Annotated in this window: 24 protein-coding genes, 1 tRNA gene and 2 pseudogenes; 14 read left to right on the top strand and 13 right to left on the bottom strand. The window is 67.3% G+C overall.

Going from position 1 to position 24,757, the window contains the following annotated elements; all coding sequences use genetic code 11:
- The first annotated feature begins 34 nt into the window (after window positions 1–34).
- From KZX42_RS03365 to KZX42_RS03350, 4 genes are all read left to right on the top strand, one after another.
- Window positions 35–799: a class II aldolase/adducin family protein gene (locus tag KZX42_RS03365; RefSeq protein WP_248117084.1), complete on the top strand. Its 765-nt coding sequence runs from the start codon at window positions 35–37 to the stop codon at window positions 797–799.
- A 149-nt stretch (window positions 800–948) separates the two neighbouring features.
- Window positions 949–1,557 (top strand): hypothetical protein, encoded by a 609-nt coding sequence (locus tag KZX42_RS03360; RefSeq protein WP_248117083.1) that lies wholly within the window; start codon window positions 949–951, stop codon window positions 1,555–1,557.
- Between the two features lie 113 nt (window positions 1,558–1,670).
- Entirely contained in the window at window positions 1,671–2,777 is a 1,107-nt protein-coding gene (locus tag KZX42_RS03355) for an efflux RND transporter periplasmic adaptor subunit (protein WP_248117082.1), read from the top strand.
- Window positions 2,777–5,983, top strand: coding sequence for an efflux RND transporter permease subunit (locus KZX42_RS03350; RefSeq protein ID WP_248117270.1), 3,207 nt, complete (start codon window positions 2,777–2,779; stop codon window positions 5,981–5,983). Before KZX42_RS03355 ends, KZX42_RS03350 begins: the two co-directional genes overlap by 1 nt.
- Window positions 5,984–5,987: 4 nt before the next feature.
- Here the strand turns inward: KZX42_RS03350 and KZX42_RS03345 are convergent, their stop codons facing one another.
- Entirely contained in the window at window positions 5,988–6,497 is a 510-nt protein-coding gene (locus KZX42_RS03345) for a cytochrome c family protein (protein ID WP_248117081.1), read from the bottom strand.
- A 153-nt stretch (window positions 6,498–6,650) separates the two neighbouring features.
- Between KZX42_RS03345 and KZX42_RS03340 the strand changes: the two genes are divergently transcribed.
- Genes KZX42_RS03340 through KZX42_RS03330 form a run of 3 tightly spaced genes read left to right on the top strand, consistent with a single transcriptional unit; the run spans window position 6,651 to window position 9,582 of the window.
- Window positions 6,651–6,917: a FeoA domain-containing protein gene (locus KZX42_RS03340; RefSeq protein ID WP_248117080.1), complete on the top strand. Its 267-nt coding sequence runs from the start codon at window positions 6,651–6,653 to the stop codon at window positions 6,915–6,917.
- Complete coding sequence (locus KZX42_RS03335) at window positions 6,917–8,785, top strand: ferrous iron transporter B (RefSeq protein WP_248117079.1); 1,869 nt, start codon at window positions 6,917–6,919, stop codon at window positions 8,783–8,785. Before KZX42_RS03340 ends, KZX42_RS03335 begins: the two co-directional genes overlap by 1 nt.
- A gap of 32 nt (window positions 8,786–8,817) precedes the next feature.
- A complete protein-coding gene (locus tag KZX42_RS03330; protein WP_248117078.1) occupies window positions 8,818–9,582 on the top strand; it encodes an A24 family peptidase in 765 nt (254 codons plus the stop codon).
- Here KZX42_RS03330 and KZX42_RS03325 read toward each other — a convergent pair.
- The 5 genes from KZX42_RS03325 to KZX42_RS03305 all read right to left on the bottom strand — a co-directional run bounded on the left by KZX42_RS03325 (window position 9,579) and on the right by KZX42_RS03305 (window position 13,015).
- Window positions 9,579–10,205: a TetR/AcrR family transcriptional regulator gene (locus KZX42_RS03325; protein WP_248117077.1), complete on the bottom strand. Its 627-nt coding sequence runs from the start codon at window positions 10,203–10,205 to the stop codon at window positions 9,579–9,581. The genes KZX42_RS03330 and KZX42_RS03325 overlap by 4 nt on opposite strands.
- 22 nt (window positions 10,206–10,227) lie before the next feature.
- Window positions 10,228–10,303, bottom strand: a tRNA-Thr gene (locus tag KZX42_RS03320).
- A gap of 119 nt (window positions 10,304–10,422) precedes the next feature.
- Complete coding sequence (locus tag KZX42_RS03315; RefSeq protein WP_248117076.1) at window positions 10,423–11,589, bottom strand: glutathionylspermidine synthase family protein; 1,167 nt, start codon at window positions 11,587–11,589, stop codon at window positions 10,423–10,425.
- A gap of 3 nt (window positions 11,590–11,592) precedes the next feature.
- Window positions 11,593–12,333: a PspA/IM30 family protein gene (locus KZX42_RS03310; protein ID WP_248117075.1), complete on the bottom strand. Its 741-nt coding sequence runs from the start codon at window positions 12,331–12,333 to the stop codon at window positions 11,593–11,595.
- Window positions 12,334–12,349: 16 nt separating this feature from the next.
- Window positions 12,350–13,015 (bottom strand): DUF2170 family protein, encoded by a 666-nt coding sequence (locus KZX42_RS03305; RefSeq protein WP_248117074.1) that lies wholly within the window; start codon window positions 13,013–13,015, stop codon window positions 12,350–12,352.
- A 153-nt stretch (window positions 13,016–13,168) separates the two neighbouring features.
- Here KZX42_RS03305 and KZX42_RS03300 point away from each other — a divergent pair, with 153 nt between their 5' ends.
- From KZX42_RS03300 to KZX42_RS03290, 3 genes are read left to right on the top strand one after another with little or no spacing between them, the layout of a single operon-like run.
- Window positions 13,169–13,816: a DUF2491 family protein gene (locus KZX42_RS03300; RefSeq protein ID WP_248117073.1), complete on the top strand. Its 648-nt coding sequence runs from the start codon at window positions 13,169–13,171 to the stop codon at window positions 13,814–13,816.
- Window positions 13,817–13,841: 25 nt separating this feature from the next.
- Window positions 13,842–14,255, top strand: a complete 414-nt coding sequence (locus KZX42_RS03295; protein ID WP_248117072.1) for a DUF350 domain-containing protein — start codon at window positions 13,842–13,844, stop codon at window positions 14,253–14,255.
- A gap of 4 nt (window positions 14,256–14,259) precedes the next feature.
- Window positions 14,260–14,871: a DUF1190 domain-containing protein gene (locus KZX42_RS03290; RefSeq protein ID WP_248117071.1), complete on the top strand. Its 612-nt coding sequence runs from the start codon at window positions 14,260–14,262 to the stop codon at window positions 14,869–14,871.
- A 52-nt stretch (window positions 14,872–14,923) separates the two neighbouring features.
- Here KZX42_RS03290 and KZX42_RS03285 read toward each other — a convergent pair whose 3' ends face one another.
- The 4 genes and pseudogenes from KZX42_RS03285 to KZX42_RS03270 form a co-directional block, all read right to left on the bottom strand.
- Window positions 14,924–16,318, bottom strand: coding sequence for an ATP-binding protein (locus KZX42_RS03285; RefSeq protein ID WP_248117070.1), 1,395 nt, complete (start codon window positions 16,316–16,318; stop codon window positions 14,924–14,926).
- A complete protein-coding gene (locus KZX42_RS03280; protein WP_248117068.1) occupies window positions 16,315–17,046 on the bottom strand; it encodes a response regulator transcription factor in 732 nt (243 codons plus the stop codon). Before KZX42_RS03280 ends, KZX42_RS03285 begins: the two co-directional genes overlap by 4 nt.
- Window positions 17,047–17,891: 845 nt before the next feature.
- A pseudogene (locus KZX42_RS03275) lies at window positions 17,892–18,005 on the bottom strand (IS5/IS1182 family transposase); the annotation flags it as partial.
- A 348-nt stretch (window positions 18,006–18,353) separates the two neighbouring features.
- A pseudogene (locus KZX42_RS03270) lies at window positions 18,354–18,899 on the bottom strand (PHB depolymerase family esterase); the annotation flags it as partial.
- 120 nt (window positions 18,900–19,019) lie between these two features.
- On the opposite strand from KZX42_RS03270, the gene KZX42_RS03265 reads away from it, so the two are divergent.
- Window positions 19,020–19,700 (top strand): type 1 glutamine amidotransferase domain-containing protein, encoded by a 681-nt coding sequence (locus KZX42_RS03265; RefSeq protein WP_248117065.1) that lies wholly within the window; start codon window positions 19,020–19,022, stop codon window positions 19,698–19,700.
- 133 nt (window positions 19,701–19,833) lie between these two features.
- On the opposite strand, the gene udk is transcribed toward KZX42_RS03265, so the two are convergent.
- Window positions 19,834–20,481, bottom strand: coding sequence for a uridine kinase (gene udk, locus KZX42_RS03260; protein ID WP_248117062.1), 648 nt, complete (start codon window positions 20,479–20,481; stop codon window positions 19,834–19,836).
- A 156-nt stretch (window positions 20,482–20,637) separates the two neighbouring features.
- Between udk and KZX42_RS03255 the strand changes: the two genes are divergently transcribed.
- Both KZX42_RS03255 and KZX42_RS03250 read left to right on the top strand, forming a co-directional pair.
- Complete coding sequence (locus tag KZX42_RS03255; RefSeq protein WP_248117059.1) at window positions 20,638–22,266, top strand: long-chain-fatty-acid--CoA ligase; 1,629 nt, start codon at window positions 20,638–20,640, stop codon at window positions 22,264–22,266.
- A gap of 28 nt (window positions 22,267–22,294) precedes the next feature.
- Window positions 22,295–22,969: a DUF1499 domain-containing protein gene (locus tag KZX42_RS03250; RefSeq protein ID WP_248117057.1), complete on the top strand. Its 675-nt coding sequence runs from the start codon at window positions 22,295–22,297 to the stop codon at window positions 22,967–22,969.
- A gap of 9 nt (window positions 22,970–22,978) precedes the next feature.
- Here KZX42_RS03250 and KZX42_RS03245 read toward each other — a convergent pair whose 3' ends face one another.
- Window positions 22,979–23,881 carry an MBL fold metallo-hydrolase gene (locus KZX42_RS03245; protein WP_248117054.1) on the bottom strand — a complete coding sequence of 301 codons (903 nt, stop codon included), beginning with the start codon at window positions 23,879–23,881 and terminating at the stop codon, window positions 22,979–22,981.
- 72 nt (window positions 23,882–23,953) lie between these two features.
- Between KZX42_RS03245 and KZX42_RS03240 the strand changes: the two genes are divergently transcribed.
- Window positions 23,954–24,097 (top strand): hypothetical protein, encoded by a 144-nt coding sequence (locus KZX42_RS03240; RefSeq protein WP_248117052.1) that lies wholly within the window; start codon window positions 23,954–23,956, stop codon window positions 24,095–24,097.
- A gap of 3 nt (window positions 24,098–24,100) precedes the next feature.
- Here KZX42_RS03240 and KZX42_RS03235 read toward each other — a convergent pair whose 3' ends face one another.
- Window positions 24,101–24,640 (bottom strand): hypothetical protein, encoded by a 540-nt coding sequence (locus tag KZX42_RS03235; RefSeq protein WP_248117050.1) that lies wholly within the window; start codon window positions 24,638–24,640, stop codon window positions 24,101–24,103.
- Between the last annotated feature and the right edge of the window lie 117 nt (window positions 24,641–24,757).

Genomic DNA, 24,757 nt, shown 5'->3' with positions numbered 1-24,757 from the left:
TGTCCAAACGCCCATGCAGAGGCAGGAGGAAACCATGGCGGACGGTGCAAATCCCTCGATCAAGTCCCGCGTGTCGGAGGCCGAATGGCAGGTGCGGGTCGAGCTGGCGGCCCTCTATCGGCTGGTCGCGCTGCACGGCTGGGACGACATGATCTTCACCCATACCTCGGCGCGCGTACCGGGGCCGGAACATCATTTCCTGATCAATCCCTACGGCTTCTACTTCGACGAGATCACCGCCTCGTCGCTGGTGAAGGTCGATCTGGAAGGCAATATCGTTCAGGACACGACCAGCTTCATCAATCCGGCCGGCTTCACCATCCATTCGGCGGTCCATGCCGCGCGCGAAGACGCCAAGTTCGTCATCCACCTGCACACAGTCGGCGGCGTCGGCGTCGCCGCCCAGGCGGAGGGTTTGCTGCCGATCAGCCAGAACGCCTGTTTACTGCAGCATCAGGTTGCGTATCATGGGTACGAGGGGTTGGCCTTGCATCACGACGAACGCGAACGTCTGGTCGCCGACCTGGGGGATAAACCGTTGATGCTGCTGCGCAACCACGGCACGCTGGCGGTCGGGGAGACGGCGGCGCAGGCATGGATCGGCATCTTCTTCCTGGAAAGGGCCTGCGCGCAGCAGGTGGCGGCGTTGTCGGGCGGGCGCGAGCACGTGCTGCTGGCCCCGGATGCGGCGCAGGAGGAGACCAAGGAGCAGGGACGAGGGATCGGCTTCGTCTCGGCGCTGGCCTGGCCGGGCGCGCTGCGGCAACTGGAGCGCAGGTCGCCGGGCTACGACGCCTGATCCTGGCGGCGGCGGGGGGCGTCCTGTCCCTCGGCGTCGCCCAGACGGCCCATGCCGGCGCCTGGGTCCAGCCCAAGGGGCAGGGCCAGGCCATTGTCAAATACGAGCGTCTGAAGGCCGACAGCGGTTTCGATCCGTCCGGCGACGAGATGGCCTTGGCGGCCGTGCGACGCGATGCGCGCCTGGGCCTGTTCGCCGAATACGGGGCGACGGATCGGCTCACCCTGCAGCTGAAGGCCGACTGGCAGGAGGGCGAGGACGCTTTCGTCGAGTATGAGGGGCGCGGTCCCATCGAGATCGGCGCGACCTGGCAGGTGTTTCGCGACGACAGAAACGCCATCAGCCTTTACGGCGGCTACAGCCGGGCCGGGAAGGGGCGGAACGCGGACTATGCACCGCCGGGCGTGGGCGAACACGACTGGGAGGCGCGGTTGTCGGCGGGCCGGTCGCTGGGGCCGCGATGGGGGATGCAGCAGTCGTTCGTGGAGGTTCAGGCCGCGCGGCGTCTGCGCGACGGTCTGCCCGACGAGACGCGGATCGACGCCACGGCGGGCGCGCGGTTCGGCCGCGGCTGGATGGCGCTTGGCCAGGTCTTTGGCGGGGCGGCGGACGGCGGCGCCCGCTGGCTGTCGATGGAGGCGTCGGTGGTGCGCGACCTGGGGGCCTGGAGCCTGCAGGGCGGATGGCGGCAAACCGTCGCAGGCCGCGAGACGCCGGTCGCCCATGGCCCGGTCATCGCGATCTGGCGTCGGTTCTAAGGGCGGATTTCCGCGACGGAAATCTGCGCCTGGCGCGTTAGTGTCGGATTACGTTGCGCAAGCCGCATTAGCCGGTAATGCATGCGGCGTCCCCTGATCGAGAGTTCCGCCGCGTGATCAAACGTCACTTCTTCCTCGTCGCCGCCGCGATTTTTCTGGCGCTGATGGTCGTCGCCGCCGTGGTCAAGGTGGCCACCTCCAACGACAAGTCGGCCCAAGGGCCGGGCGCGGGCGGCGGACGCAGGGGGGGGCAGCAGGTGTCGGAAGCCGTGGTGACCCAGCGTCCGTTCTCGGATCAGATCCGGGTGCTGGGCGTGGCGCGCGGCCAGCGCTCGGTCAATGTCACATCGTCCACTACGGAACTGATCACGCGGGTCCTGTTCACCGATGGTCAGCTGGTGTCGGCGGGCGCGCCGCTGGTCGAGTTGCAGGCGCGCGAAGAGGACGCCGCCATCATCGAGGCGCGCGCCAACGTCAATCAGGCCCAGCGCGAATATGATCGCTACAAGGCGCTGGCTGATCGCGGCGTGGCCCCTCAGGTCATGCTGGAGCAGGCGGAGACGGGTCTGGAGACCGCGCGCGCCTCGCTGCAGGCGGCGCAGGCGCGGCGCGGCGACCGGGTGATCCGCGCCCCGTTCGCCGGTCGGATGGGCCTGACGACCGTGACGCCCGGCACCCTGATCAATCCGGGCGCGGTGATCGCGACCCTAGACGACACCTCGACCATTCGCGTCGATTTCCCCTTGCCCGAGCGGTATCTGAACCTGCTGCAGCCGGGCGCAGCGATCACCGCGACGGCCGACGCCTATGGCGATGCGCCGTTCCAGGGGCGGATCGCCCTTATCGATACGCGCGTCAACGAGGCGACGCGCGCCGCCACCGCCCGCGCGGAATTCCCCAATCCCGGCGGCCGTATACGACCCGGAATGCTGCTGCGTGTCGTGGTGCAGCAGGGCCAGCGCCAGACGGCCGCGGCGCCGGAAGCGGCGGTGCAGTATGAGGGCTCCGGCGCCTTCGTCTATCGCATCGCGCCCGGTCAGAACGGTTCGACCGCCCAGCGGGTCGAGGTCGAGACCGGCGCTGTCGAAAACGGCTTTGTGGAAATCCTGTCGGGCGTCGAGCCCGGCGAGCGGATCGTGGGTTCGGGCCTGAACCGCATCCAGCCAGGCGCGCCCGTCAGCGTGGCCGGGGCGCAGCGCAAGTCGGGCGCCGCCCAATGATGCTGTCCGATGTCTCGGTCCGGCGGCCGGTCTTCGCGGCCGTCGCCGCCATCGTGCTGTGCGTGATCGGCGCGGCGGCCTTCTTCTTCCTGCCTGTGCGCGAACTGCCCGATGTCGATCCGCCCATCGTGTCGGTCAACACCAGCTACGCCGGCGCCTCGGCTGAAGTGATCGAGAGCCGTATCACCGAGCCGGTGGAACAACAGATCGCCGGGATCCAGGGGGTGGAGCGGATCAACTCCACCAGCCGCGACGGTCGCTCCAGCGTCAACATCGAGTTCTCTCTGGATCGAAACATCGACGACGCCGCCAACGACGTGCGCGACCGTGTCAGCCGCGTGGTCGGCCGACTGCCGGACCAGGCCGACCCGCCCGAGGTGGCCAAGGCCGATTCCGACAGCCAGCCGATCATCATCGTGTTCCTGCGCTCGACCAGCATGAACCGGCTTCAGCTGACCGACTACGCCGACCGCTATCTGGTCGACCGGATGGCGACGGTGCCGGGCGTGGCCCAGGTGAACATCTATGGCGAGCAGCGCTATTCGATGCGGATTTGGCTGGATTCGGCGGCCATGGCGGCGCGTGGACTGACGGTCAACGACGTCGAGATGGCCCTGACCAACCAGAACGTCGAGCTTCCGGCCGGATCGCTGGAATCCACGGCCAAGAACTACACCGTGCGCGTGGCGCGCACCTACGCCCGGCCCGACGATTTTCGCCAGTTGCCCATCGGCACGCGCGGGTCGGCCTCGGCCTCGGCTTCGGTCGCCACCGGCACGGGCAGCGGTTCCTCGGCCATCATCCAGGGCCAGCCCACCTATGTCACCCGGTTGGGCGACATCGCGCGGGTCGAGGAGGCGCCCGAAGAGGATCGTCGCCTTTTCCGGGGCAACGGCATGGATCAGATCGGCCTGGCCGTGACGCGCCAGGCCCAGTCGAACGACCTGGCCATCTCCGACGGCGTTCACAAGATGATCGATCAGATCCGGCCCACCCTTCCGCCCGGCGTGACCATCGAGATCGGCTCGGACAACTCTGTCTTCACCTCTCACGCCATCGACGAGGTGTGGATCACCATCGGCATTTCGATGGCGCTGGTGGCCCTGGTCAATTTCATCTTCCTGGGCAGTTTGCGGGCTGCGCTGATCCCGTCGATCGTCGCGCCCATCTGCCTGCTGGCGACCTTCATCGTGCTGGCCCCGCTGGGGTTCTCGCTGAACCTGCTGACGCTGCTGGCCCTGGTGCTGGCCATCGGCCTGGTGGTGGACGACGCCATCGTGGTGGTCGAAAATATCCAGCGGCGGTTGGATCACGGCGAGCCGCCGCTGGTCGCGGCCGAGCGCGGGGCGCGTCAGGTGTTTTTCGCCGTGGTGGCCACGACCATCGTGCTCTTGTCGGTGTTCGCGCCGCTGCTTTTCCTGCCGGGATACGTCGGGCGTCTGTTCGTGGAGCTGGCGGCGGCCATCGCGGCGGCTGTGGCCTTCTCGGCCTTCCTGGCGCTGAGCCTGTCGCCGATGCTGGCGTCCAAGATTCTGAAGCCGGCCCAGACCGGCGGCTGGATCGCGCGCCGGGTCGACTGGGGCATGGATCGCCTGAAGTCGTCTTACTCACGCTCGCTGGACATGCTGCTGGGGCGTCGGATCGCCGTGATCGGGGTGGGCGCCCTGATCCTGCTGGTGGCGGCGGGGGCGGGGGGCATATTCCTGCTGCTGCCCAACGAACTGGTGCCGGACGAGGATCGCGGGCGCGTCACCGTGCGCGTCGCCGGACCGGAAGGCGCGGGCTTCGACTACACCCGCAAGATCATGCTGGGGCTGGAGCCGTTGCTGGCCGAATATAAGGCCAGCGGCGAAGCGGACAGCTATCTGGTGTCCGCGCCGGGCTTCGGCGGCAGCGGCTTCAACTCGGGCAATGCGGTGCTGACCCTGGCTGACTGGTCCAAGCGGGACCGTTCGGCCGCCCAGATCGCGCAGGAGCTGAACGGCAAGCTGCGCGGCCAGACGGACGCCCAGGTCAACGCCTCCACGCCCGGCGCCTTCCAGCGCGGCGGCGGCAATTCCAACTCCATCGAGCTGATCGCCACGGGCAGCGATTATCAGCAGATCTACAACTGGCTTCAGCCGATCCTGACGGCGGCCCAAGGCAACCCTGGCTTCTCGCGTCCGCGCCTGAACTATGAGCCCAACTCGCCCCGCCTGCTGGTCGACGTCGATCCGCAGAAGGCGGCGGCGCTGGGCGTATCGTCACAGTCCATCGGCCGAACCCTGGAGACCATGTTCGGCTCTCGCCGCGCCACGACCTATATCAAGGGCGGTCAGGAGTATGACGTCATCCTGCAGACCGAGCGGGAGAACCGGCGCGAGGTTTCGGACCTGGAGGCTCTCTATGTCGCGACCGGCGGCGGACAGCTGGTGCCGCTGTCGGCCGTGGTTACGACAAAGACCAGCGGCGACACGCCGGATCGGCGGCGTCTGGATCGCCAGCGGGCCATCACGCTTCAGGCCGATCTGAACCCCGGCACGACCATCGACGACGCGGTGCAGTTCCTGGGCGCCGAGGCGGCCAAACAGCCGCAAGGCGGGGTCGTGGTCCAGTGGGGCGGCGCCGCGCGCGACCAGCAGGAAGCGGGCGGGGCGGTCGTCGCGGCCTTCGGCCTGGCGCTGCTTTTGGTCTTCCTGGTGCTGGCGGCGCAGTTCGAAAGCTGGATCACGCCGGCGGTCATCATGCTGACGGTGCCGCTGGCGGCGGCGGGCGGTCTGTTCGGCCTTTTGATGGCGGGGTCCAGCCTGAACATCTACAGCCAGATCGGTTTGATCATCCTGATCGGGGTGGCGGCCAAGAACGGCATTCTGATCGTGGAATTCGCAAACCAGCTGCGCGATCAGGGCCGGTCGATCCGCGAGGCGATCATCGAATCCTCGTCGTTGCGCCTTCGCCCGATCATCATGACCTCCATCGCCACCGCATTCGGCGCCTTGCCGCTGGTGCTGTGGCAGGGTGCGGGCGCCGGAAGCCGCCAGACCATCGGGGTGGTGATCTTCACCGGAGCCATCTTCGCCACCGTCCTGACCCTGTTCGTGGTGCCGGTGATCTATGGCGTCCTGGCGCGCTTCACCAAGTCGCCCGAATGGACGGCGCGCAAGATCGAGGAATGGGAAGCCCAGGAGATGCGCGACGGCGGCGAAAAGCCGATAGCGGAGGCCTGACCGATCAGGAGGCGGGCGCAGGCTCCGGCTTGTAGCCCGTCTCCACCTTCAGGAAGGCGATGACGTCGCGGCGGTCCTTTGCGTCGGGCAGGCCGGGGAAGGTCATCTTGTTGCCCGGCAGGAAGCCGCGCGGGTTTTGCAGCCAGTGATCCAGCTTCTCCGCATCCCAGGCGAAGTTCGCCGTCCGCATGGCGTTAGAGTAGTTGTAGCGCGGTCGGTCGCCCGCCTTGCGGCCGAACACGCCGTACAGATTCGGCCCGGCCATGTCCGCGCCGCCTTCGCCGATGGTGTGGCAGGATCGGCAGCGGGCGAAGGCGCGTCGCCCATTTTCCAGATCGCCGGTGTTGTAAGGCGCGGGCAGGGCGGCCAGCAGACTGGCCTTTTCGGCTTCGGTCAGGACATGAGCCGGCTTGGCCGGGGTCATGGCCGGCGTAGAGGGCGCATCCTGTCCGCAGGCGGCCAGGCCCAGGATCGGGGCCAGAAGAAGCGGGGCGGCGAGGGCGAGGCGGGACATGGACGGCTCCTGTGCCTGGGTCTGATAGCGCAATGCGCGCGCGCGGCAATTGGTCAAGCTGTCCCGCTGGACGAGGGGTGTCCGCACCTGATAATCACTGTCAAGGAAACGCGGAGCCGTCGGGGAGCGGCCTCGCCCGTGCGAGCGTAAACTTTGACCGACACCATAAAGCTGAGCCAGGCCCGACGCGGCGACCGCGGCGTCATTGTCCAGGTGGGCGCCCATTGTCATCACCAGGGCGAGGCCGTGGAGCTGGAGCGCCGTCTGCTGGAGCTGGGCTTCGTCGAGGGCGCCCAGGTCGAACTGCTGCATGAAGGCCTGTTCGGTCACGATCCGATCGCCATGAAGGTGGACGACATGCGCGTGGCCCTGCGTCGGCATGAGGCCGAGAGCCTCACAATAAAGCTGGACGTCGTCTGATGGACGTCGCCCTGAAGACCGCCCGCGTCGCCCTGGTCGGCAATCCCAACAGCGGCAAGACGGCCCTGTTCAACGCCCTGACCGGCGCGCATCAGAAGGTCGCCAATTATGCAGGCGTCACGGTGGAGCGGAAGGAAGGGCTGATCCGCGCCACGTCCGGCCGCACCATGTCGGTGCTGGACCTGCCCGGCACCTATTCCCTGCGCGCCCGCAGCCCGGATGAGGAGGTGACACGCGACGCCGTGCTGGGGCGCCTGGCCGGAGAGACGCCGCCAGACGTGGTGGTTTGCGTCGCCGACGCCACCAACCTGCGTCTGGTGCTGCGCCTGATCCTCGAGCTGAAGGCCGTCGGCCGACCGATGGTTCTGGCGCTGAACATGTACGACATCGCCCAGCGTCAGGGCCTGCGGATCGATCTGGAGGCGCTGCGCGCCGAACTGGGCGTGCCGATCATCACCACCGTGGCCACGCGAAAGCGCGGCGTCGACGAGTTGATCGCCGCCATCGAGATTCAGGCCGACGCCGCTGCGCTCGGCGAAAATTCCTGGCATACGCCCGACGCCGCTGAACTGCGCAGCGCGGCGCGCGAGGCCGAGCGGATCATGAAGGCCTGCGTGCGCCCGCCCGAGCGGCCCGATACGCTGACGGGCAAGATCGACTCAGTGCTGCTGCATCCAGTCGGCGGCCTTCTGATTCTGCTGGCCCTGCTGTTCGTCATGTTCCAGGCGGTGTTCAGCTGGGCCGCGCCCCTGATGGACGGCATCGAAGCCGGCATTGGCTGGCTTGGCGGCTTGGTCGCCAATGTGCTGCCGGACGGCCTGCTGCAAAGCCTGATCGTGGACGGGATCATTTCCGGGGTCGGCAGCGTGCTGGTCTTCCTGCCGCAGATCCTGATCCTGTTCCTGTTCATCATTGCGCTGGAAGACTTCGGCTATATGGCCCGCGCGGCCTTCCTGATGGACAGGATCATGGGCGGTGCGGGGCTGCATGGGCGCGCCTTCATTCCCCTGCTGTCCAGCTTCGCTTGCGCCATTCCGGGCGTGATGGCGGCGCGGGTGATCGATTCCAAGCGGGATCGCCTGACCACCATTCTGGTTGCGCCTCTGATGACCTGCTCCGCGCGCATCCCGGTCTATACGCTGATCATCGCCGCCTTCATCCCGAACGAGCGGGTATGGGGCTTCGCCAATCTGCAGGGACTGGTGATGTTCGGCCTCTACGCGGCCGGCATTCTCAGCGCGCTCGCTGTTTCGCTGGTGATCCGCAAGGTGTTTTGGCGCGGCGCGGTGGAGCCCTTCATGATGGAGCTGCCGACCTACAAGGTCCCTGACCTGAAGAGCGTCGGCTTCAACCTGTGGCTCCGGGCCAAGATCTTCCTGAACCGCGCGGGGCGAATCATCCTGCCCGCCGTGGTCATTCTGTGGGTTCTGGCGACCTTCCCCTATCCGCCCGAGAATGCGACTTTGCCCGCCATCGACTATTCGTTCGCCGGAATGATCGGCCGCGCGCTGGAGCCGATCTTCGCGCCCATCGGCTTCAACTGGCAGATGGTCATCGCCCTGATCCCCGGCATGGCGGCGCGTGAGGTCGCGGTGGCGGCGCTCGGCACTACCTACGCCATTGCGGATGCGGAGAATGCGACGGGCCTGCTGGCCTCTACGCTCGCCTCCCACTGGTCCTTGGCCACGGCGCTGTCCTTCTTGGCCTGGTATATCTTCGCGCCCCAGTGCGTGGCGACGCTGGGCGTGGTGCGGCGCGAGACCAACTCGCTGAAGTGGACCTGGATCATGATCGGCTACATGTTCGGACTGGCCTATCTGGCGTCGCTGGTGACCTATCATGTAGCGGTGGCGCTCGGAGGCGGTTAAGCCACGACGGTCGTCGCCGTCTGGACCCGCTCATGAACCCTGTGATCGCCGCCGCCGTCATGGGCGGCCTGGGCCTGGTTTTCGGCAGTTTCATCGCCGCCGCCAGTGTTCGCCTGCCGCGTGACGAGGACATCGTCATGGCCCGGTCGCGATGCCGGGGCTGCGACCAGCCGCTGCGCCCGTGGGAGTTGGTTCCGCTGGTCAGCTGGTTGGCCTTGCGCGGCCGTTGCGCGCGCTGCGACACGCGGATTTCAAGGCGCTACCCGCTGATCGAACTGGCGGCGGCCGGCATCGGCGTTTGGGCGGGGCTGTGGGCCATCGGGGAGGAAGCGTCGCTGTTCATGGCGTTGGCGACGGCGGTCCTGGGCTGGCAGTTGCTGCTGATCGCCATTGTGGACGGCGAAAACTTCTGGCTGCCCGACATCCTGACCCTGCCGCTGATCGCCACCGGCCTTGTCGTGGCCATGGGGGCTGGCTGGGACGTGGCCCTGACGCACCTGATCGGAGCGGCGGCGGGGTTCGGCGGGCTGTGGCTGGTGGGCTGGCTCTATCAGGCCGTCCGTAAGCGTCAGGGGCTGGGGGGCGGCGATCCCTTCCTGTTCGCGGGCGCCGGGGCCTGGGTCGGTTGGATCGGCCTGCCCAGCGTCCTGCTGTGGGCCTGCGCCGTGGGTCTCAGCCTGGTGTTCGGAATGCTGGTGGTGCGGCGATCTGTCAGTGCGACGGACAGGCTGCCGTTCGGCGTCTTCCTGGCGGTCGGGATCTGGCTGACCTGGCTTTACGGCCCGCTGGGGCTCTAGCGCCCGGTCGTCAGCTTGACGACGATGATCGCCGCCGTGTCCAGGATGGCCTCCGGCGTATCCGCTCGGCGCAACAGATCGAAGCTGGCCGCGGTCGATTCGGCGATGGAGGCGATCTGGTACGAGGCCAGGCGGGGATTGTAGTCCTTGGGGTGCAGGCCGCTGGCGTGGGCCTGGGCGACGCGGCGCTCAATGGCCAGGTGCAGCCGGCGCAGACGGCGCACGCGGCTTTCCACGAAGGCGGCGTCGCCATTGTCCGCCAGCATATGCTCGACCCGCAGAACCTGACCGTGGCTGCGCCAGATCGCCATGACGTCCAGGATGAAGGCGCGGGCGATGGTGAAGGCCTTGTCGCCCGGCCAATCGGCCTGAAAATAGGTCGCCAAGCCCTGAAAATCGGTCGCCGCAACTTCGCACAACGCCAGAACCGGCTCTTCGACCGTCTTGAAATAGGTATAGAAATTCGATGGCGACACACCGGCTTCCGAGGCCAGGTCGGCGACCCGAATCTCGCCGTAATGCCTTGCGTTCAACAGGCGTCGGGTCGCATCGAGGATCGCCTGGCGGGTTCTGCCGCCGCGCGCGCCGATCTTGTGGCCCAGCTTGTTGGTGGTGTCGGGCATCGCCCCATTGGTCGAAAGAAGGTGGTGCCGGCTGCAGGAATCGAACCCGCGACATCCAGTTTACAAAACTGGCGCTCTACCAACTGAGCTAAGCCGGCCCGCGTGTGCGGTTTCGCCCTTATGTCCAGACCGAAGCCGCGACGCAAGACGAGCCTGCGCCGTAAGCGGACAAATCGACCTTTCGGCCCGAAAGCGCATTATTGCGGACGGCTCGACCTCAGCCCCGAATGAAGTGCGGTACGAAGCGGGAGGTGTTGCGGGTGATGCGGCCGATATCCTCGCGCAGACTGATTCCCACCGGTGCCGTTCCGACCACCCACGACCCGACGATCACGTGGTTGCCGTCGAAGTTCGGCGGATTGTGCAGGGCCTGGCGGATGTAGCGGCCTTCGCCATAGCCGCCGTCCACGACCTCTGCGGCGGTTTGGCCCTGGTCGATCAGTTCGACATTGTCGCCTTCGCGCGAGAACAGGGGCTTGCGGACATAGGACGATCCCAGCGCGCTTTCGGCCGGATCGCCCTCGAAATAGGATTCCAGCAGGTTGGGGTGACCGGCATGGCGTTCCCACAACAGGGGCAGGATGGCCTTGTTGGACAGGATGCTCTTCCACGCCGGCTCCAACACCGTCACGTCGGCGGTAGGCAAGGGCGCGGCGTATTCGTCGCGCAGCATCTGCTCCCACGGATACAGTTTGAACAGCGCCTGGATGATCCAGTTGTCGTGATCCACGAACCGGCCGTCTGCGTTCAGGCCGATCTGGTCGATGGCGACGAACTGGGGCTCCAGCCCGGCCTGCTGAGCCAGGTCTTCAAGGAAGCGCACCGTCTGACGGTCCTCGACGAAGTCGGCGTCCGAGGCGAAATGCACGAAGCCGCCGTCCGGGAAGATGGCGCGGAATCGATCGACCAGCTTCTCATGCAGGCTGTTGAACTGATCCGCATCGGCGGGCAGGGCGCCGGCCTTGATCTGATCTTCCAGCCACAACCACTGGAACACCGCCGTCTCATAGATGCTGGTCGGGGTGTCGGCGTTGTATTCGTACAGCTTGGCCGGACCCGCGCCGTCGTAGGCGAAGTCGAACCGGCCATAGAGGGAGGGATCGCCCCGCTTCCAGCTGTCGGCCACATAGTCCCGCATGGTCTCGGGAATATCGAGTTGCTCCATCAGCCGTTCGGACTGGACGGCCTCGTTGACCAGTTCCAGGCACAGGCCGTGCAGTTCCTCGGTCGGCGCCTCGATCCCCTCTTCGATCTCGGCCAAGGAGAAGGCGTATGCCGCCGTCTCGTCCCAATAGGGTTTGCCGTCGGTGTGGCGCCAGGTGAAGCCGAGCTCCTCGGCCTTGGCGTCCCAGTCTGTGCGGGGATCGAAGCGCAGACGCTCCATGGATCAGGCCTGGTCTTTGTCGGGCGCAGATTGGCCTATCCGCGGCGTGACCACCGTCACGTCCGGCTGGCTGAGGCGGGCCAGGACGTCGTCGGCCGACGAATGACCGGGCAGGATGCCGGCCTCGCGCAGCTTTGCGTCCAGGTCGGCGCCGGTGCGGCGATCTTCCAGCGCCTGGCTGGCGTTCAGCTTCTCTTCCTGGATCGCCTGACGTTGCTTGATACGTTGCAGGCTGTCGGCGGCCGAGCCGATGCGCGACTGGGCGCCGGCCGAGTTCAAGGCCACCGAGGTCTGGGCGCGCTGGACGGAATCGTTGACCTTGACGATGTCGATCTCGCGACGAAGCGTCTCGATCTTCTGGTCCGTAGAGGCGATGGCGGTGCGCAGGCGCGTCTCGGCCGTCTTCATGTCCTCGATCAGGGGGGCGCGGCTGGTGATCTCGACCTCCAGCTCGGCGATGCGGCCGGCGACTTCGCGCGCCAGGTCCGTCTTGCCCTGCCCCAGGGCGGTGCGGGCCGAGCTTTCGTATTTGGCGATCTGGTCGCGGAAGCTGGTCATTTCGTTTTCGGCCATGCGGCGGCGCGCCACCAGGCCGGCCAGATCATCGCGGGCCTTGCCCTGGGCGTTGTCGGCGTCGCGAATTTCCTGGTCGAGGATCTTCAGCGCATTGGCGTCGACGACGCCCTGGGCCGCATCGTGGGCCGTGCCGCGAAACAGGGCGGACAGTTTTCTGAGCATGGACATGGTCGGTCTTCCGGGATCAGGCGGCGTCGGCGCCGAAGGTTTCACGCAGTTCGGTGGCGTCGATCGCATTCTCGGCCAGGGTGCGCAGTTCGATCAGGATGGTCTGCAGCGTCGTCTTGCAAGAGAGTTCGCCCATCAATTCGTACACATCCTCGCCGCCGACGTTGGTGATGGCGAAGTTGGACAGGGGCACTACTCGCTGGGCCTTCAGCAGGAACTCGTTGAAGGCGTGGCGGTCGGTCTGTTCCGACACGGGCCACAGCAGCACGGAGCAGACGATCTGGGCGCCGCCGACGCTGAGATAGACCGGCAGGTCGCCGTACTCATGCATGGTCGCCAACAGAACGGGCTCGGCGCCCTCAACCACGCGCAGGGTCATTTCGCCCTCGCGCAACAGGGTGGACCCGTCCAGCGCCGCCTTGATGGTCGGCACGGTCCAGGGGGTTTCGATCACGGCGTCCATTTGATGGTCGTCTCCGGGGGTGATGGAATCGGAAGTGGGGCGGCGCGGGCGTTGGGCAAGCTGCGGCCCGCGCGTGGAATCTGTGACGATGGCGCGCACGGCCGCCTTGACGTCGTCGCGGGCGGCCGCTGGCACCCAAAGCTCCAGCTTCACCAGGCCCGCCTCACGGCGCGCCTGTCGCCACGCTCGGATGCGGTCGGTGGCGGCGGAAGAGGGCAAGGTGTCGTTTGGCATATCGTTACATGTAACGTGTAACATGAACGCTTGACTTGACGCAAGATCGGACGGAATGTCACGCCATGAACCGCCTCATTCGGTCGCATCGTCGCTGTCCGCTCGCCGTCGGCGTGGATCGGGCCTAGATAGTCGCCCATGTTCAAGAAGCTTTTCGGATCGTCGGAGAAGGCCGCGCCCGCCAATCGGCTGGCGACGGTGCGCAACATCACAGTGGGCCGCACCGTGTCGCTGGACCCGCTGTCCTGGCGCCGGCTGGGCGGAGAGACGCCTTTCACCCTGGATCGCGACGTGCTGGACATCTCGGCGCAAGGTTTGGTCAGTCTGGACAGCGGTCAGTTCGTGCATCGCTTCTACACCGACGACCACGTCATGCTTCAGGCCATGAGCGATGACGAGGCGGGTCTGGAAAGCTATGACTTCAGCCTGTTCGTGCCATGGACCTCAGCCTATCCGCCGGGCGAGCGCGAACGCCGAATCTGGCGCGACCGGCTGTCGGCGCCGGTGTTTCACGGCGCGGCCGAAGAGTTGCCCGACTATCCCCGCTTCTGGTTCGCCGAGAGCGACGCCATCCAGCCGCCCGTCACCCTATGGGAGACGATCTGGGACGACCGCGCCGCGACCACGCCCTATGCCAAGATCTTTCAGACCTGCATGTTGTATGCGCGCGAACTGGGCGGCGGCCGCGAACTGATGCTGGCTCTGGAGCAGCAGCCTGACGGCGGCGACACCACGCATGAAATCATGATCGGCATTCCGTTGGAAATGGCCGAGTTCCGCGCCTGACCGCGCAATCCGAGGGGCAAGACCGATGTTCGACTGGTTCGTGTTTCAGCAGGGGGCGATCGCCTTCCTGATCGCCTTCGCCATGGCGGGCGCCTTCACCCTGGCCTTCAAACTGATCTACCAGTGGGTCACGCCCTATCACGAGCATACGCTGATCCGCGAAGGCAACACGGCCGCCGCCATCGCGCTGGGCGGCGCGCTGATCGGCTATGTCCTGCCTTTGGCCTCGGCCCTTTCGCACACCGTCAGCCTGATGGAGTTCGCCGCCTGGGCCTTGCTGGCCGGCGTGATCCAGATCGTGGTGTTCGTCACCATCAGCCGCATGGCCTTTCGCAACCTGGTCGCCCGCATCGAGGCGGGCGAGATCGCCGCGGCCGTCTATCTGGCCTCCATCTCCATCTGCGTCGGCCTGCTCAACGCCGCCTGCATGACGTCGTGAACCCATGACCGATCCCAAGGACCTGCCCAAGACCGAGACCATGCGCCGACTGAAACGCTCGCGCGTGCTTCATGTCAGCAGCCTGATGGCGACCGCCAGCTTTTCGCTAGCCGCCTGCGGCTCGCCTCAACGCGTTCCGGCGCCCGAACCTGAACCGACCCTGGCCTATCAATCGCTGGACGAGTGCAAGGCCGCCAACGACATTCCCGATAACGAGTGCGACGCCGCCCTCGCCAAGGCCCAGCGGGAGGCCGCCAAGACCGCGCCCCGTTACGCCACGCGCGAGGAATGCGAGGGCCAGTGGGGGCCTTCGCAATGCCAGCCGAACAATAACGGGGGCTCCTTCTTCAGCCCGCTGCTGACCGGCTTCATCGTCAGCCAGATGCTGAACGGCGGCTATCGCGGCGGGGGACCGCTGTATCGCGACCGGGAGGGGCGGCTGTCGAACGGCTACGGCGGCGGTTACGCCTATCGCGACTATCGCACCGGCAAGACCCTGACCAATGCGCGCGAACACGGCGATGTGGCGCGCCAGGCTCCGACGCGGGTGCAGAGCCGCACCACGGTCGTCTCGCGCGGCGGTTTCGGCGGCGGCGGCCGGGGTTACGGCAGTTAACTGATCCTGGCTCCTTCGGAGACACGAAGGCTTTCCGCAATCACGGCTGGCGTCAAACCTGATTCTGCGGGCCGAGTTGCGCGAACACAAGACGCGCTTCCAGGCCGCCGTCGGGGTGGTTGGACAGCGTCAGCCTGGCGCCGCTGCGGGCCGCCATGCGCTGGGCGATGGTGAGGCCGAGGCCCGCGCCGCCGCTGTCGCGTGATCGCGAGGCGTCCAGGCGATGGAATGGCTCCAGCACGGCGTTTAGCTGATCCTCCGGTACGCCCGGACCGTGATCGCGCACCGTGATGGCGATATCTCCGCTCGGGTCACGGATCAGGGCGACGTCCGCCGCCCCCCCGTGCTGAACGGCGTTGTCGATGAGATTGCCCAGAGCGCGACGAAGCGCTTGAGGCCGGGTCGGCGCGACGGCGGCGCAGGTTTCGATTACGCGAACCGGCAGGCCGGCGTCGGCCATATCTTCCACCAGGGCGGACACCAGGGAGGGCAGATCGACCTGTCCGGTCGGCTCGCTCGCCTCCACCTCGCGCGCCAGGTCCAGACCTTCGCGGATCAGCACCTGTGTGGCGGCGAAATCGGCGAGCAGACGCGCGCGCAGTTCGGCGTCCGTCACCTTGTCGAGCCGAAGCCGCATCCGGGTCAGCGGCGTCTGCAGGTCGTGGGTGATGGCGGCCAGCATTCGCGTGCGGTCGGAAAGCGCGGCCTTCAGGCGCATCTGCATGGTGTTGAAGGCTGCGGCCGCATCGCGCAGTTCCTCAGGGCCGGCGAGAGGAAGCGGCGGACGGTCCAGGTCGTCTCCAAGCGCCGCTGCGGCCGTGCTTAGGCTGCGCAGGGGCTGAACCGCCAGTCGGGCCGCGATCCAGGCCAGAAGGGCGGCGGCCAGGGCCATCACGCCCAGAAACACCAGTCCCAAGCGGTCGGCGGCCAGGGGCGCGGGCGGCGGGGGTAGGGCGGTGGTCAAGGCCAGCGTTCCTTGCCCCGTCTGCGCGACGATCAGGCGGCAGTTCTGCTCGGCGGGACCGACAGGCGGGTGGGGCGCGGCGGGCGCCGTGCTTCCGGGCGCTACGGACAGCGGGGGCAGGGGCGGTCCGGGCGGCGTCCGGCCGGGCAGATGAGCAGGCGGAGGCGGCACGCAATCCGCCGCTCGCGTCTGATAGGCCACGGCCTGGCCCTGGCCCAGGGTTTCGGCCAATCGTCGCGTCAGGGCGACGTCGGCGGACCCCGGAACGATCCCTTCGGCCGCGCGCGCCACGCCCCTGACATCGGCGCCTGACCTCAGGACGGGAAGCGCGGCGGCGATGCGCGCCGCCGCCTGGCTGCGATCCTGGTCGGCCTGTCGCTGGCGATAGAGGCTGTCGGACAGCCAGAGCGCCGCCGCCGCCGACAGGGCGGCCCCGATCAGCAGGATCAGGAAGATTCGACGCGCCAGGGTGTCGCGCGTCATCCCTCGGGCGCCGCGTCAGGGCTCGAAACCGTCGCAGCAAGCATATAGCCGAGATTGCGCACAGTCTTGATCAGTTCGGGCGACCGGGCGTCGTCGCCCAGCTTGTGACGGAGCCGGCTGACCCTGAGGTCTATGGCGCGGTCGTCGGTGTCGGACGCGGCGGCTAGAGCGCGAAGCTGCTCCCGGCTCAGCACCCGGCCGGCGTGGGCGGCCAGAGCGTCGAGCAGGTCGAACTCGGTGCTGGACAGACTGACCAAGCGTGCGTCGGCCGCGCTAAGCAGGCGGCGTTCGCGGTCCAGCGTCCAACCAGCGAAATGGACGCGGGTTTGCGTCGTGGGCTCCAGATTGGCCGGCAGCGCCCGGGTGCGTCGCAGAACGCTTCGGATACGGGCCAACAGCTCGCGCGGCTCGAACGGCTTGGCCAGATAGTCGTCTGCGCCCATCTCCAGTCCCACGATCCGGTCGATGGCCTCGCCGCGCGCGGTCAGCATAATGACGGGAACGGCCGAGCTGGCGCGCAGGTCGCGACATAGGGTCAAGCCATCCTCGCCCGGAAGGTTGAGGTCCAGGATCACCAGATCCACGGTCTTGTCTGACAGGGCGCGCCGCATGGCCTTGCCGTCTGCGGCCTGAATCACGCCGTAGCCTTCGCCTTCCAGCCGTTCGGCCAGCAGGCTGCGAATGTCGCGATCGTCATCGACGACCAGGAGCGTGGCGGACGGGTTCATCGCGTCTGTGTGGCGTGTCGCGATGCGTCTGTCGCGGGGTTTCTCGTGTCGGTTCATGTCGTCCATCGCATCGACACATGCCGACACAACTCAGGCGCCGCTGGATACACGCCGATACGTCCGGGTCTCAGCGGCGCCTTTGGGCGGGCCGAGAACAAGGGCCTTGCCGAGGGGCGTCGCCGCCTCGGTCTCCGTCAACCCAAGGATAGAGATCTATGCGTTCTTCCCGTCCCCTGAACCGCAGACTGCTGGCCGCCGTCGCGACTTTCGCGGCGCTGGGCGCGGCGTCCGGCGCCGAGGCCCAGGCTGTCCCGTCGCAGCAACAGCCGCCCGTCGCCGCGCCGCCGCCGCCCGTCGCTGCGCCCGCGCCGCCCCCGCCCCATCATCGTCGAGGTCTCTTCGGTCGGCAGGCCGAGCCGCGTGGTCCCGCGCCGCGTCCCGGCGTGGCGGGCCCCGAAGGTCGACCCGCGCCTCCGCCCCCGCCGCCTGGACCCGATGGGCGTGCCCTGGCTCAGGCCTTGGGACCCGAAGGTGGTCCGCCGCCGCCTCCGCCTTCAGCCGGTGTCGCCCCGCCGCCTGCGCTCCCTGGCATCCTGCCGCCCCCGCCTGTCGACGTCCGCACCCCGCCTGCGCCCCCGGCTCCGACAGGTCGCTGATCGGCCTGACCAAGGCTTAGGACCTATTGATCCAGAAGATCATGGATTGCCGCGATCGGCGGCAATGAAGGTCTGTGCGCATCGGTCGTAACGGATAGCGATGCGCACAGACCTTGAGGCAGGCGAACAGGTTCTCGACCTTTTGGCAAGTTCGATAGAGGTGTCTCGCGGCTGCGGCTTGAGGGAATACAGGCCTTGAGCGTTGCAGCGGAGATGGATTTTGGTCGAGAAGCCATCGCGCGAGCGGCCAAGACGCTGGTCCTTATCCCCCTTTTAAAGCGCACCGGCGGCGTGCTGATGGGCGGCGAAGAAGGCCCAAAGGGCGTCGTTGTCGGCGACCCAGCTGTGGCCGCCGCCGGAGGTGATGCGGCCCACCACGTCCGCGCCGTCGCGGCAGGCGGCGTAACCCTCTTCATAAATCTTATCGGCGATCCACCGGGTGTCGCGCACCTGGGTGCAGCCGTTCAACTGGGCCCAGCGCTGTTCGGCGGCGTGCATGGTGTAGCTCCAGTAGCCCGCGCCGCCGCCCTGGATGGGATTGGTCGTGTCGGCGTCGCCGGCGAAGGCGATGACCGGCATGGGGCGCGAGGGGCGGCAGGTGGCGGGGTCGGGCTCATCGGGGCGATCCTTCCTCGGATTGCCGGCGCGCAGGCCCACGACCGGGGCGATGGCGGCGAAGCGATCGGCGGCGACGCACCCCAGCCAGGACGTCATCCGCCCGCCGCCCGACAGGCCTGTCGCATAGACGCGGCTGTCGTCCACGCAGCCCTGTTCCGCCAGATAGCGGATCGTGGTCGTCAAATAGGCGACATCGTCGGCGTCGCCGGGGCCGGGCACGGCGCCGGTGATGGTTGGCACGCCGGGGATGTTCCAGACGAAGCCCCGCTCGACCGGAATGCCGGCGTTGGGGGCGGCGACGATGAATCCATGCCTGTCCGCCGCCTCGGCCAGCCGGGACGAGGCCAGCATGGACGCGCCCGTGCCGCCGCTGCCGTGCAGCAGGAAGACCAGCGGCGCAGGACGGGCGGGGTCGAACCCGGTCGGGATGTGCAGCAGCAGGGTCCGACCCGATCCGCCGATGGCGACCGCCTGGGTCTGGCCTGGCTGGCCCAGGCCGCACGGCGCGGCCGCCTGGGCCGTCTGGCCGAACAGGCAAAGGCCGGCGAGGGCCGCGATCAGGCCGATCAAACGTTTCATCGGGTTCCGCCTCTGGTGACTCAAACACGCAGGTTGGGACGTTTCGCGCGCGCAGACCAGCCTTGAGGCGGGCGCGCAGCCTTCCCATCTGTGGACGCCCCACGAGATGGAACCTGTTTCATGAAAATCCTGCTGGTGCTGACGTCGCACGATCAACTCGGCGATACGGGCAAGAAGACGGGCTTCTGGCTGGAAGAACTGGCGGCGCCCTATTACGCGCTGAAGGATGCGGGGGCCGAGATCGTGCTGGCTTCGCCCAAGGGCGGACAGCCGCCGCTGGACCCCAAGAGCGACGACGCGGGCGCCCAGACAGAGGACACGCGCCGCTTCAAGGCCGACGCCGAGGCGCAAGCCGCCCTGGCCGCGACCGTCGTCCTGTCGTCGGTGAAGGCCGAAGATTTCGACGCCGTCTTCTATCCGGGCGGCCACGGGCCGCTGTGGGACCTGGCCAATGACGCGGACTCCATCGCTCTGATCGAGGCTTTCGCCAGGGCCGACAAGCCGACCGGGTTCGTCTGCCACGCGCCGGGCGTGCTGAAGTCGGTGAACGGGCCGGACGGCAAGCCGCTGGTCGAGGGCCGCAAGGTGACGGGCTTCACCAACTCCGAAGAGGACGCCGTGGGCCTGACCGACGTGGTTCCGTTCCTGGTCGAGAATGTGCTGATCGCCAACGGCGGCGACTATTCCAAGGGGCCGGACTGGGGGTCATACGTGCTGACCGACGGCAAGCTGGTGACCGGCCAGAACCCGGGGTCGTCACGCGCGGCGGCCGAGTCGCTGCTGGGGTTGTTGAAGGGGTGATCGACGGCATCTTCTCCTCGCTGTGCGGGGAGGGATTGCGAAGCGGTGGATGGTCGTATCCGAAACCGTAAGGCGGGATCGAGGAGTGACGCCAAGTCTGGTATCCGTATCGACGGGATCGAAATCCTTGGCCCTAACTGTCCAGCAGGGCCTGCAGCAGAGGATGGGCCAAGACCGGCGCGGCCAAGCGCACAACGGCCTGGGGGTCTTCCAGGCGCACGGCGGCGGTGGCGTCGGCGACGATGAAGTCGGCATGGGTGCGCGACGGCTCGGTCAGTCGCTCGTGGCCCGGCCGCACTGTGGCCAGATATTGCGCCACGACCGAATCCGCCGACCGGCCGCGTTCGGCCTGATCGCGCAGCAGGCGGCGGATGAAGCGGATGTCGGCGGGGGTGTCCACGAAAACCCGGATGTCGAACAGGGCCGTCAGGTCCGGCGTGCACAGGACATGGGTGCCCTCCACGATCACCACCTGGGACGGCGGGATCGGCTCGCCGCCCGGCTCTCGTCCATGGTGGATGAAGGAATAGACCGGCGCCGTCACCCCGCGTCCGGCCTTCAGCGCCTTCAGATCGGCGATCATCAGGTCGTGATCGCGCGCCGACACGTCGTCGAAATCGAACGTCGCGGCGTCGAAGCCGGGCAGGGCGGCCGCGTCCTTGTAATAGCTGTCCTCGCGCACCAGCACGGCCGCGCCGCCCGGCAAGGCGGACACCAGCGCCTCCGCCAGAGTGCTCTTGCCCGAGCCGGAGCCGCCCGTGATCGCGATCAATATGGTCATGAGGCGCCTTCTAGAGCGCTCGCGCCGCCAGCGCCACGGGGACGATCCGTCGCGCCGCAGATGACGTCGCGGCACGTTGCTTATCGCTGATAACCAATGTTAGCGTCCACCCAAGCGTCGCATCCAATCAGACGCACCCAAGGAACAGGAAACGATATGCTGGGCTTGATGCAGGACTGGCCGCTGACGGTCGACAAGATCATCGATCACGCCAGGAACTGGCATGGCGAGCGCGAAGTGGTGACCCGCTCGGTCGAGGGGCCCATCGTCCGCACGACCTACGCCGCCATCCACGACCGCGCCAAGCGCGTGTCCAACGCCCTGAAGGACTGGGGAATCAAGCCGGGCGACCGCGTGGCCACTTTGGCCTGGAACACCGCCAACCATATCGAGGCCTGGTACGGCATCATGGGCATCGGGGCGGTGTGCCACACCCTGAACCCGCGCCTGTTCCCCGAACAACTCGTCTATATCATCAACCACGCCGAAGACCGGATCATCTTCGTCGACCTGACCTTCGTGCCGCTGCTGGACGCCATCCTGCCGCACATCCCCACGGTCGAGCGCGTCGTCGTCATGACCGACGCCGCCCATATGCCGCAGACCAAACTGCCCAAGGCCGTGGCCTATGAGGACGCCATCGCCGGCCAATCGACCGACGTGGTCTGGGGCGATTTCGACGAACAGACCGCCTGCGGGCTTTGCTACACCTCGGGGACGACCGGCAATCCCAAGGGGGTGCTGTATTCGCACCGCTCCAACTTCCTGCACACCTTCATGGGGCTGCAGGCAACCGTCATGGGCGCCACGCCCAAGGAGGTGATCCTGCCGGTCGTGCCGATGTTCCACGCCAACGCCTGGGGCATCGCCTTCGCCGGGCCCGCCGCGGGGACCAAGCTGGTCATGCCGGGCGCCAAGATGGACGGCCCGTCGATCTATGAGTTGATCGAACAGGAAGGCGTCACCTTCTCGGCCGCCGTGCCCACCGTCTGGCAGGGGCTGTTCGCCCATATGAAGCAGAACGGCCTTGGGTTCTCGACCTTGAAACGGGTTCTGATCGGCGGTTCGGCCTGCCCGGAAAGCCTGATCCGCGGCTTCCAGGACGATTTCGGCGTCGAGGTCACCCACGCCTGGGGAATGACCGAGACCTCGCCCATCGGCACGGTCGCCAACCTGCCGCCGGAAATCCTGAAACTGCCCTTTGACGAGCAGATGAAGTACCGGCTCAAACAGGGCGTGCCGCCGCTGGGCATAGAACTGAAGCTGAAGGACGAGGCGGGCGTGGAACTGCCCCACGACGGCGTCACCTTCGGCCGCCTGATGGTCAAGGGGCCGACCATCAGCAAGGGCTATTTCAAGGACGACAGTTCGATCCTGGACGACGAGGGATTCTTCGACACCGGCGACGTCGCCACGGTGGACGAAATCGGCTTCATGCAGATCACCGACCGCGCCAAGGACGTGATCAAGTCGGGGGGCGAATGGATCAGCTCCATCGAGATCGAGAACATCGCCGTCGGCCACCCCAAGGTCGAGATCGCCGCCGTGATCGGCGCGGCCCATCCCAAATGGGACGAGCGACCGGTTCTGATCCTGAAGCTGAAGCCGGACCAGACGCTGGATCCGCAGGAGCATCTGGACTTCCTGCAGGGCAAGATCGCCAAATGGTGGATGCCCGACGATGTCGTCGCGGTGGACGAAATCCCTCTGGGTGCCACCGGCAAGATCGACAAGAAGCTGTTGCGCGAACGGTTCAAGGACTACCGTCTGCCGACCGCCGCCTGATGGGCGTCTGAGCCGAACCGGAGCCTGAATGCCGATCCGAAAGCCTGTTCCCGCCATCCTGCCGTGGCTGACGGCGCTTGCGGCGTCGCCGCTGGTGCTGATCGTGGCGGCCATTGCGGCGACCCGGTTCGGCGGGGTCGATCTTTCGGTCGGTTATGATCTGCTGACCTGGACGGTGGCGCGCACCTTGGCCTGGATCGGGCTGGCGGCGGGGCTGGTCGCGGTCGTGCTGGCCCTGCGGGACATTCGGGGCAGGGGGGGCTATGCCCTCGCGGCCCTGGTGTTCGCCGGCGCGGCGGTGGTGGGATTTATCGAGCGTCAGGGCCGGGACGCGACGCCGAAGCCGCGTGACGTCACGACCAATGTGGAGGAGCCGCCGGCCTTCTCGCGCGCCGTCGCCGCCCTGCATCGCGGATCGACCCCGGCCGCCTGCGAGGCGGTGGTCGCCATTCCCAGCCAGGTCCTGGCCCAACAGGCGACGTCGGCCCTGGTCGACGCCGGCTTTGTGGTGAACCGCGCTACAACGTTCGAGGTCGAGGCCGCGCATGAAGGCGCCTGGTTCGGCTTCGTCAGCGATGCGGTCGTTCGCATCCGCCCCGGCCGCACCGACATCCGCGTCGCCGCCCGCGACGCCCGTCCCGACGGCGGCGCGACCTGCCGCCTGGCCGCGCGCATCGCAGGCGAACTGGCCGCCGCTCGCTGACCTTTCGGATCAAACGGGCCGGAACCGCGCCGCCAGATCGGGCTCGCCGTCGCAGATCGCGCGCCCGTCTTCGACCAGCTTGGTCAGGTGGGCCAGCACAGACAGGGACGCCGCCGGCCATAGGCGCGGATCGACGGCGGCGTAAAGGTCCGGCACCATTTCGGCAATGGTTCGGTCGCCCGCTGCCAGACGCGCTGCGATCTGCGCCTCGCGATCCAGCCGGTGGGCGCGATAGGCCGCCAGAAACGGCCGAACCTTGGTGACCGGCGCCCCGTGCGTCGGCCACAGCACGTCGAAGTCTCGCGCGATCACGGCGTCCAGACTGGCCATATACTGGCGCATGTTTCCGTCCGGCGGCGCCACGACGGTCGTGGACCAGCCCATCACATGGTCGCCGCAGAACAGGCCGTTCTCCTCGCGCAGGGCGAAGGCCATGTGGTTCGACGCATGGCCGGGCGTGAACATGGCCTCCAACGTCCAGCCTTCGCCCGCGATGACCTCGCCGCCATTCAGTACGACGTCGGGCGCGAAATCGCCGTCCTCCTCCTCGTCCAGCGTGCCGGACGCATGGGTTTCGCGGGCCGGAGGCCGGGCCGCCAGAATGGGCGCGCCCGTCGCCTCGGCGAACGGTTGCGCCAGCGGCGCATGGTCCCGATGCGTATGGGTCACCAGCACATGGCTGACCCGCCGCCCCGCCGTCGCGGCCAGCAGCGCCTCCAGATGCGCCATATCCATCGGCCCCGGATCGATCACCGCAACGGCCGCGCCCGGCTCCGCCCGCCCGACAATGTAGGTCCCTGTGCCGGTGAAGGTGAACGGTCCCGGATTGTCCGCCACCACCCGCTGCACCAGGGCCGAAACCTGGTCGCGCCGCCCATAGGCGAAGTCGAACGTCCGCACGAACGGAATCATGCCGCCGCACCTTCGTCCATCTGGCGCGCCGCTTGCGTTAGGATTTCGGTCATCATTGCCGGAGCACCCGCCATGGCCCGTTCGGTCCTCGCCGCTGTATCAAATCGGCCCGCGCTCGTCGCGGCCGCCGTGCTGTGTCTCGCCGCGATCCAACTCGCCGCCTCCTGCACCCCCGAACCTGCGCCCTATGCGTCGCGGGCGGCGATCCAGCGCTGAAGCCTATTCGCGTTTGACGCGGAACGGCGGGGCGTCGCCGACCTTCATCATGTAGCTGCCCAAGCTGGCCCGTCGCACCGTGACCGGATACTGACGCCGCGTCGAAAACTGGACGTCTGCGCTGTCGGTCTTACGCCACACCGATCCATCGTCCAGCGTGATCAGCCACTCGCCCCGCCCCAGATCCCGCGCCCCGGTCATCGTCGCGGAGATGGATTGCAGGTTGTCACTACGACCTGAGCTGTCGAAAGGATTCAAAGCCGACACGCTGAATCCAAAAAGCCGCCGCTGATTCTGCGCGACGTCCTGTCGAGTGACGATTGCAACTTCGCCTGCAGCAGCCAAGATCGCCGCCGCGCTGTCGAAACAGGCCAAGCGGGCACCGTCGTCCCGTATCGACCGGCATTGTGTCAAAGCGGCGATCATGTTGGCTGACGCAGAAGCATTTATGTCTTGAGCCGACGCCGGGAAGGCGATGAAAAATGTTGCTGCAGCGCAGCTGGCGACAAGCTTGTTTCTAACAGCCAAGAAATTGTAGCGCATTTTTTTCATCTCACCTGGAAGTATCGGGCAGCTATATGGCGGAATATTCGGGCCCGCCCAGCAGCGGTCGGGCAACAGGAGTGTGTCGTCTTTACGACAGGTGTGTCGAGAATGCGG

Source organism: Brevundimonas sp. EYE_349 (assembly GCF_023147505.1).
GTDB lineage: Bacteria > Pseudomonadota > Alphaproteobacteria > Caulobacterales > Caulobacteraceae > Brevundimonas.
Note: the sequence above shows the minus strand (reverse complement) of the source record. Positions and strands in the feature narration are given on the sequence as shown.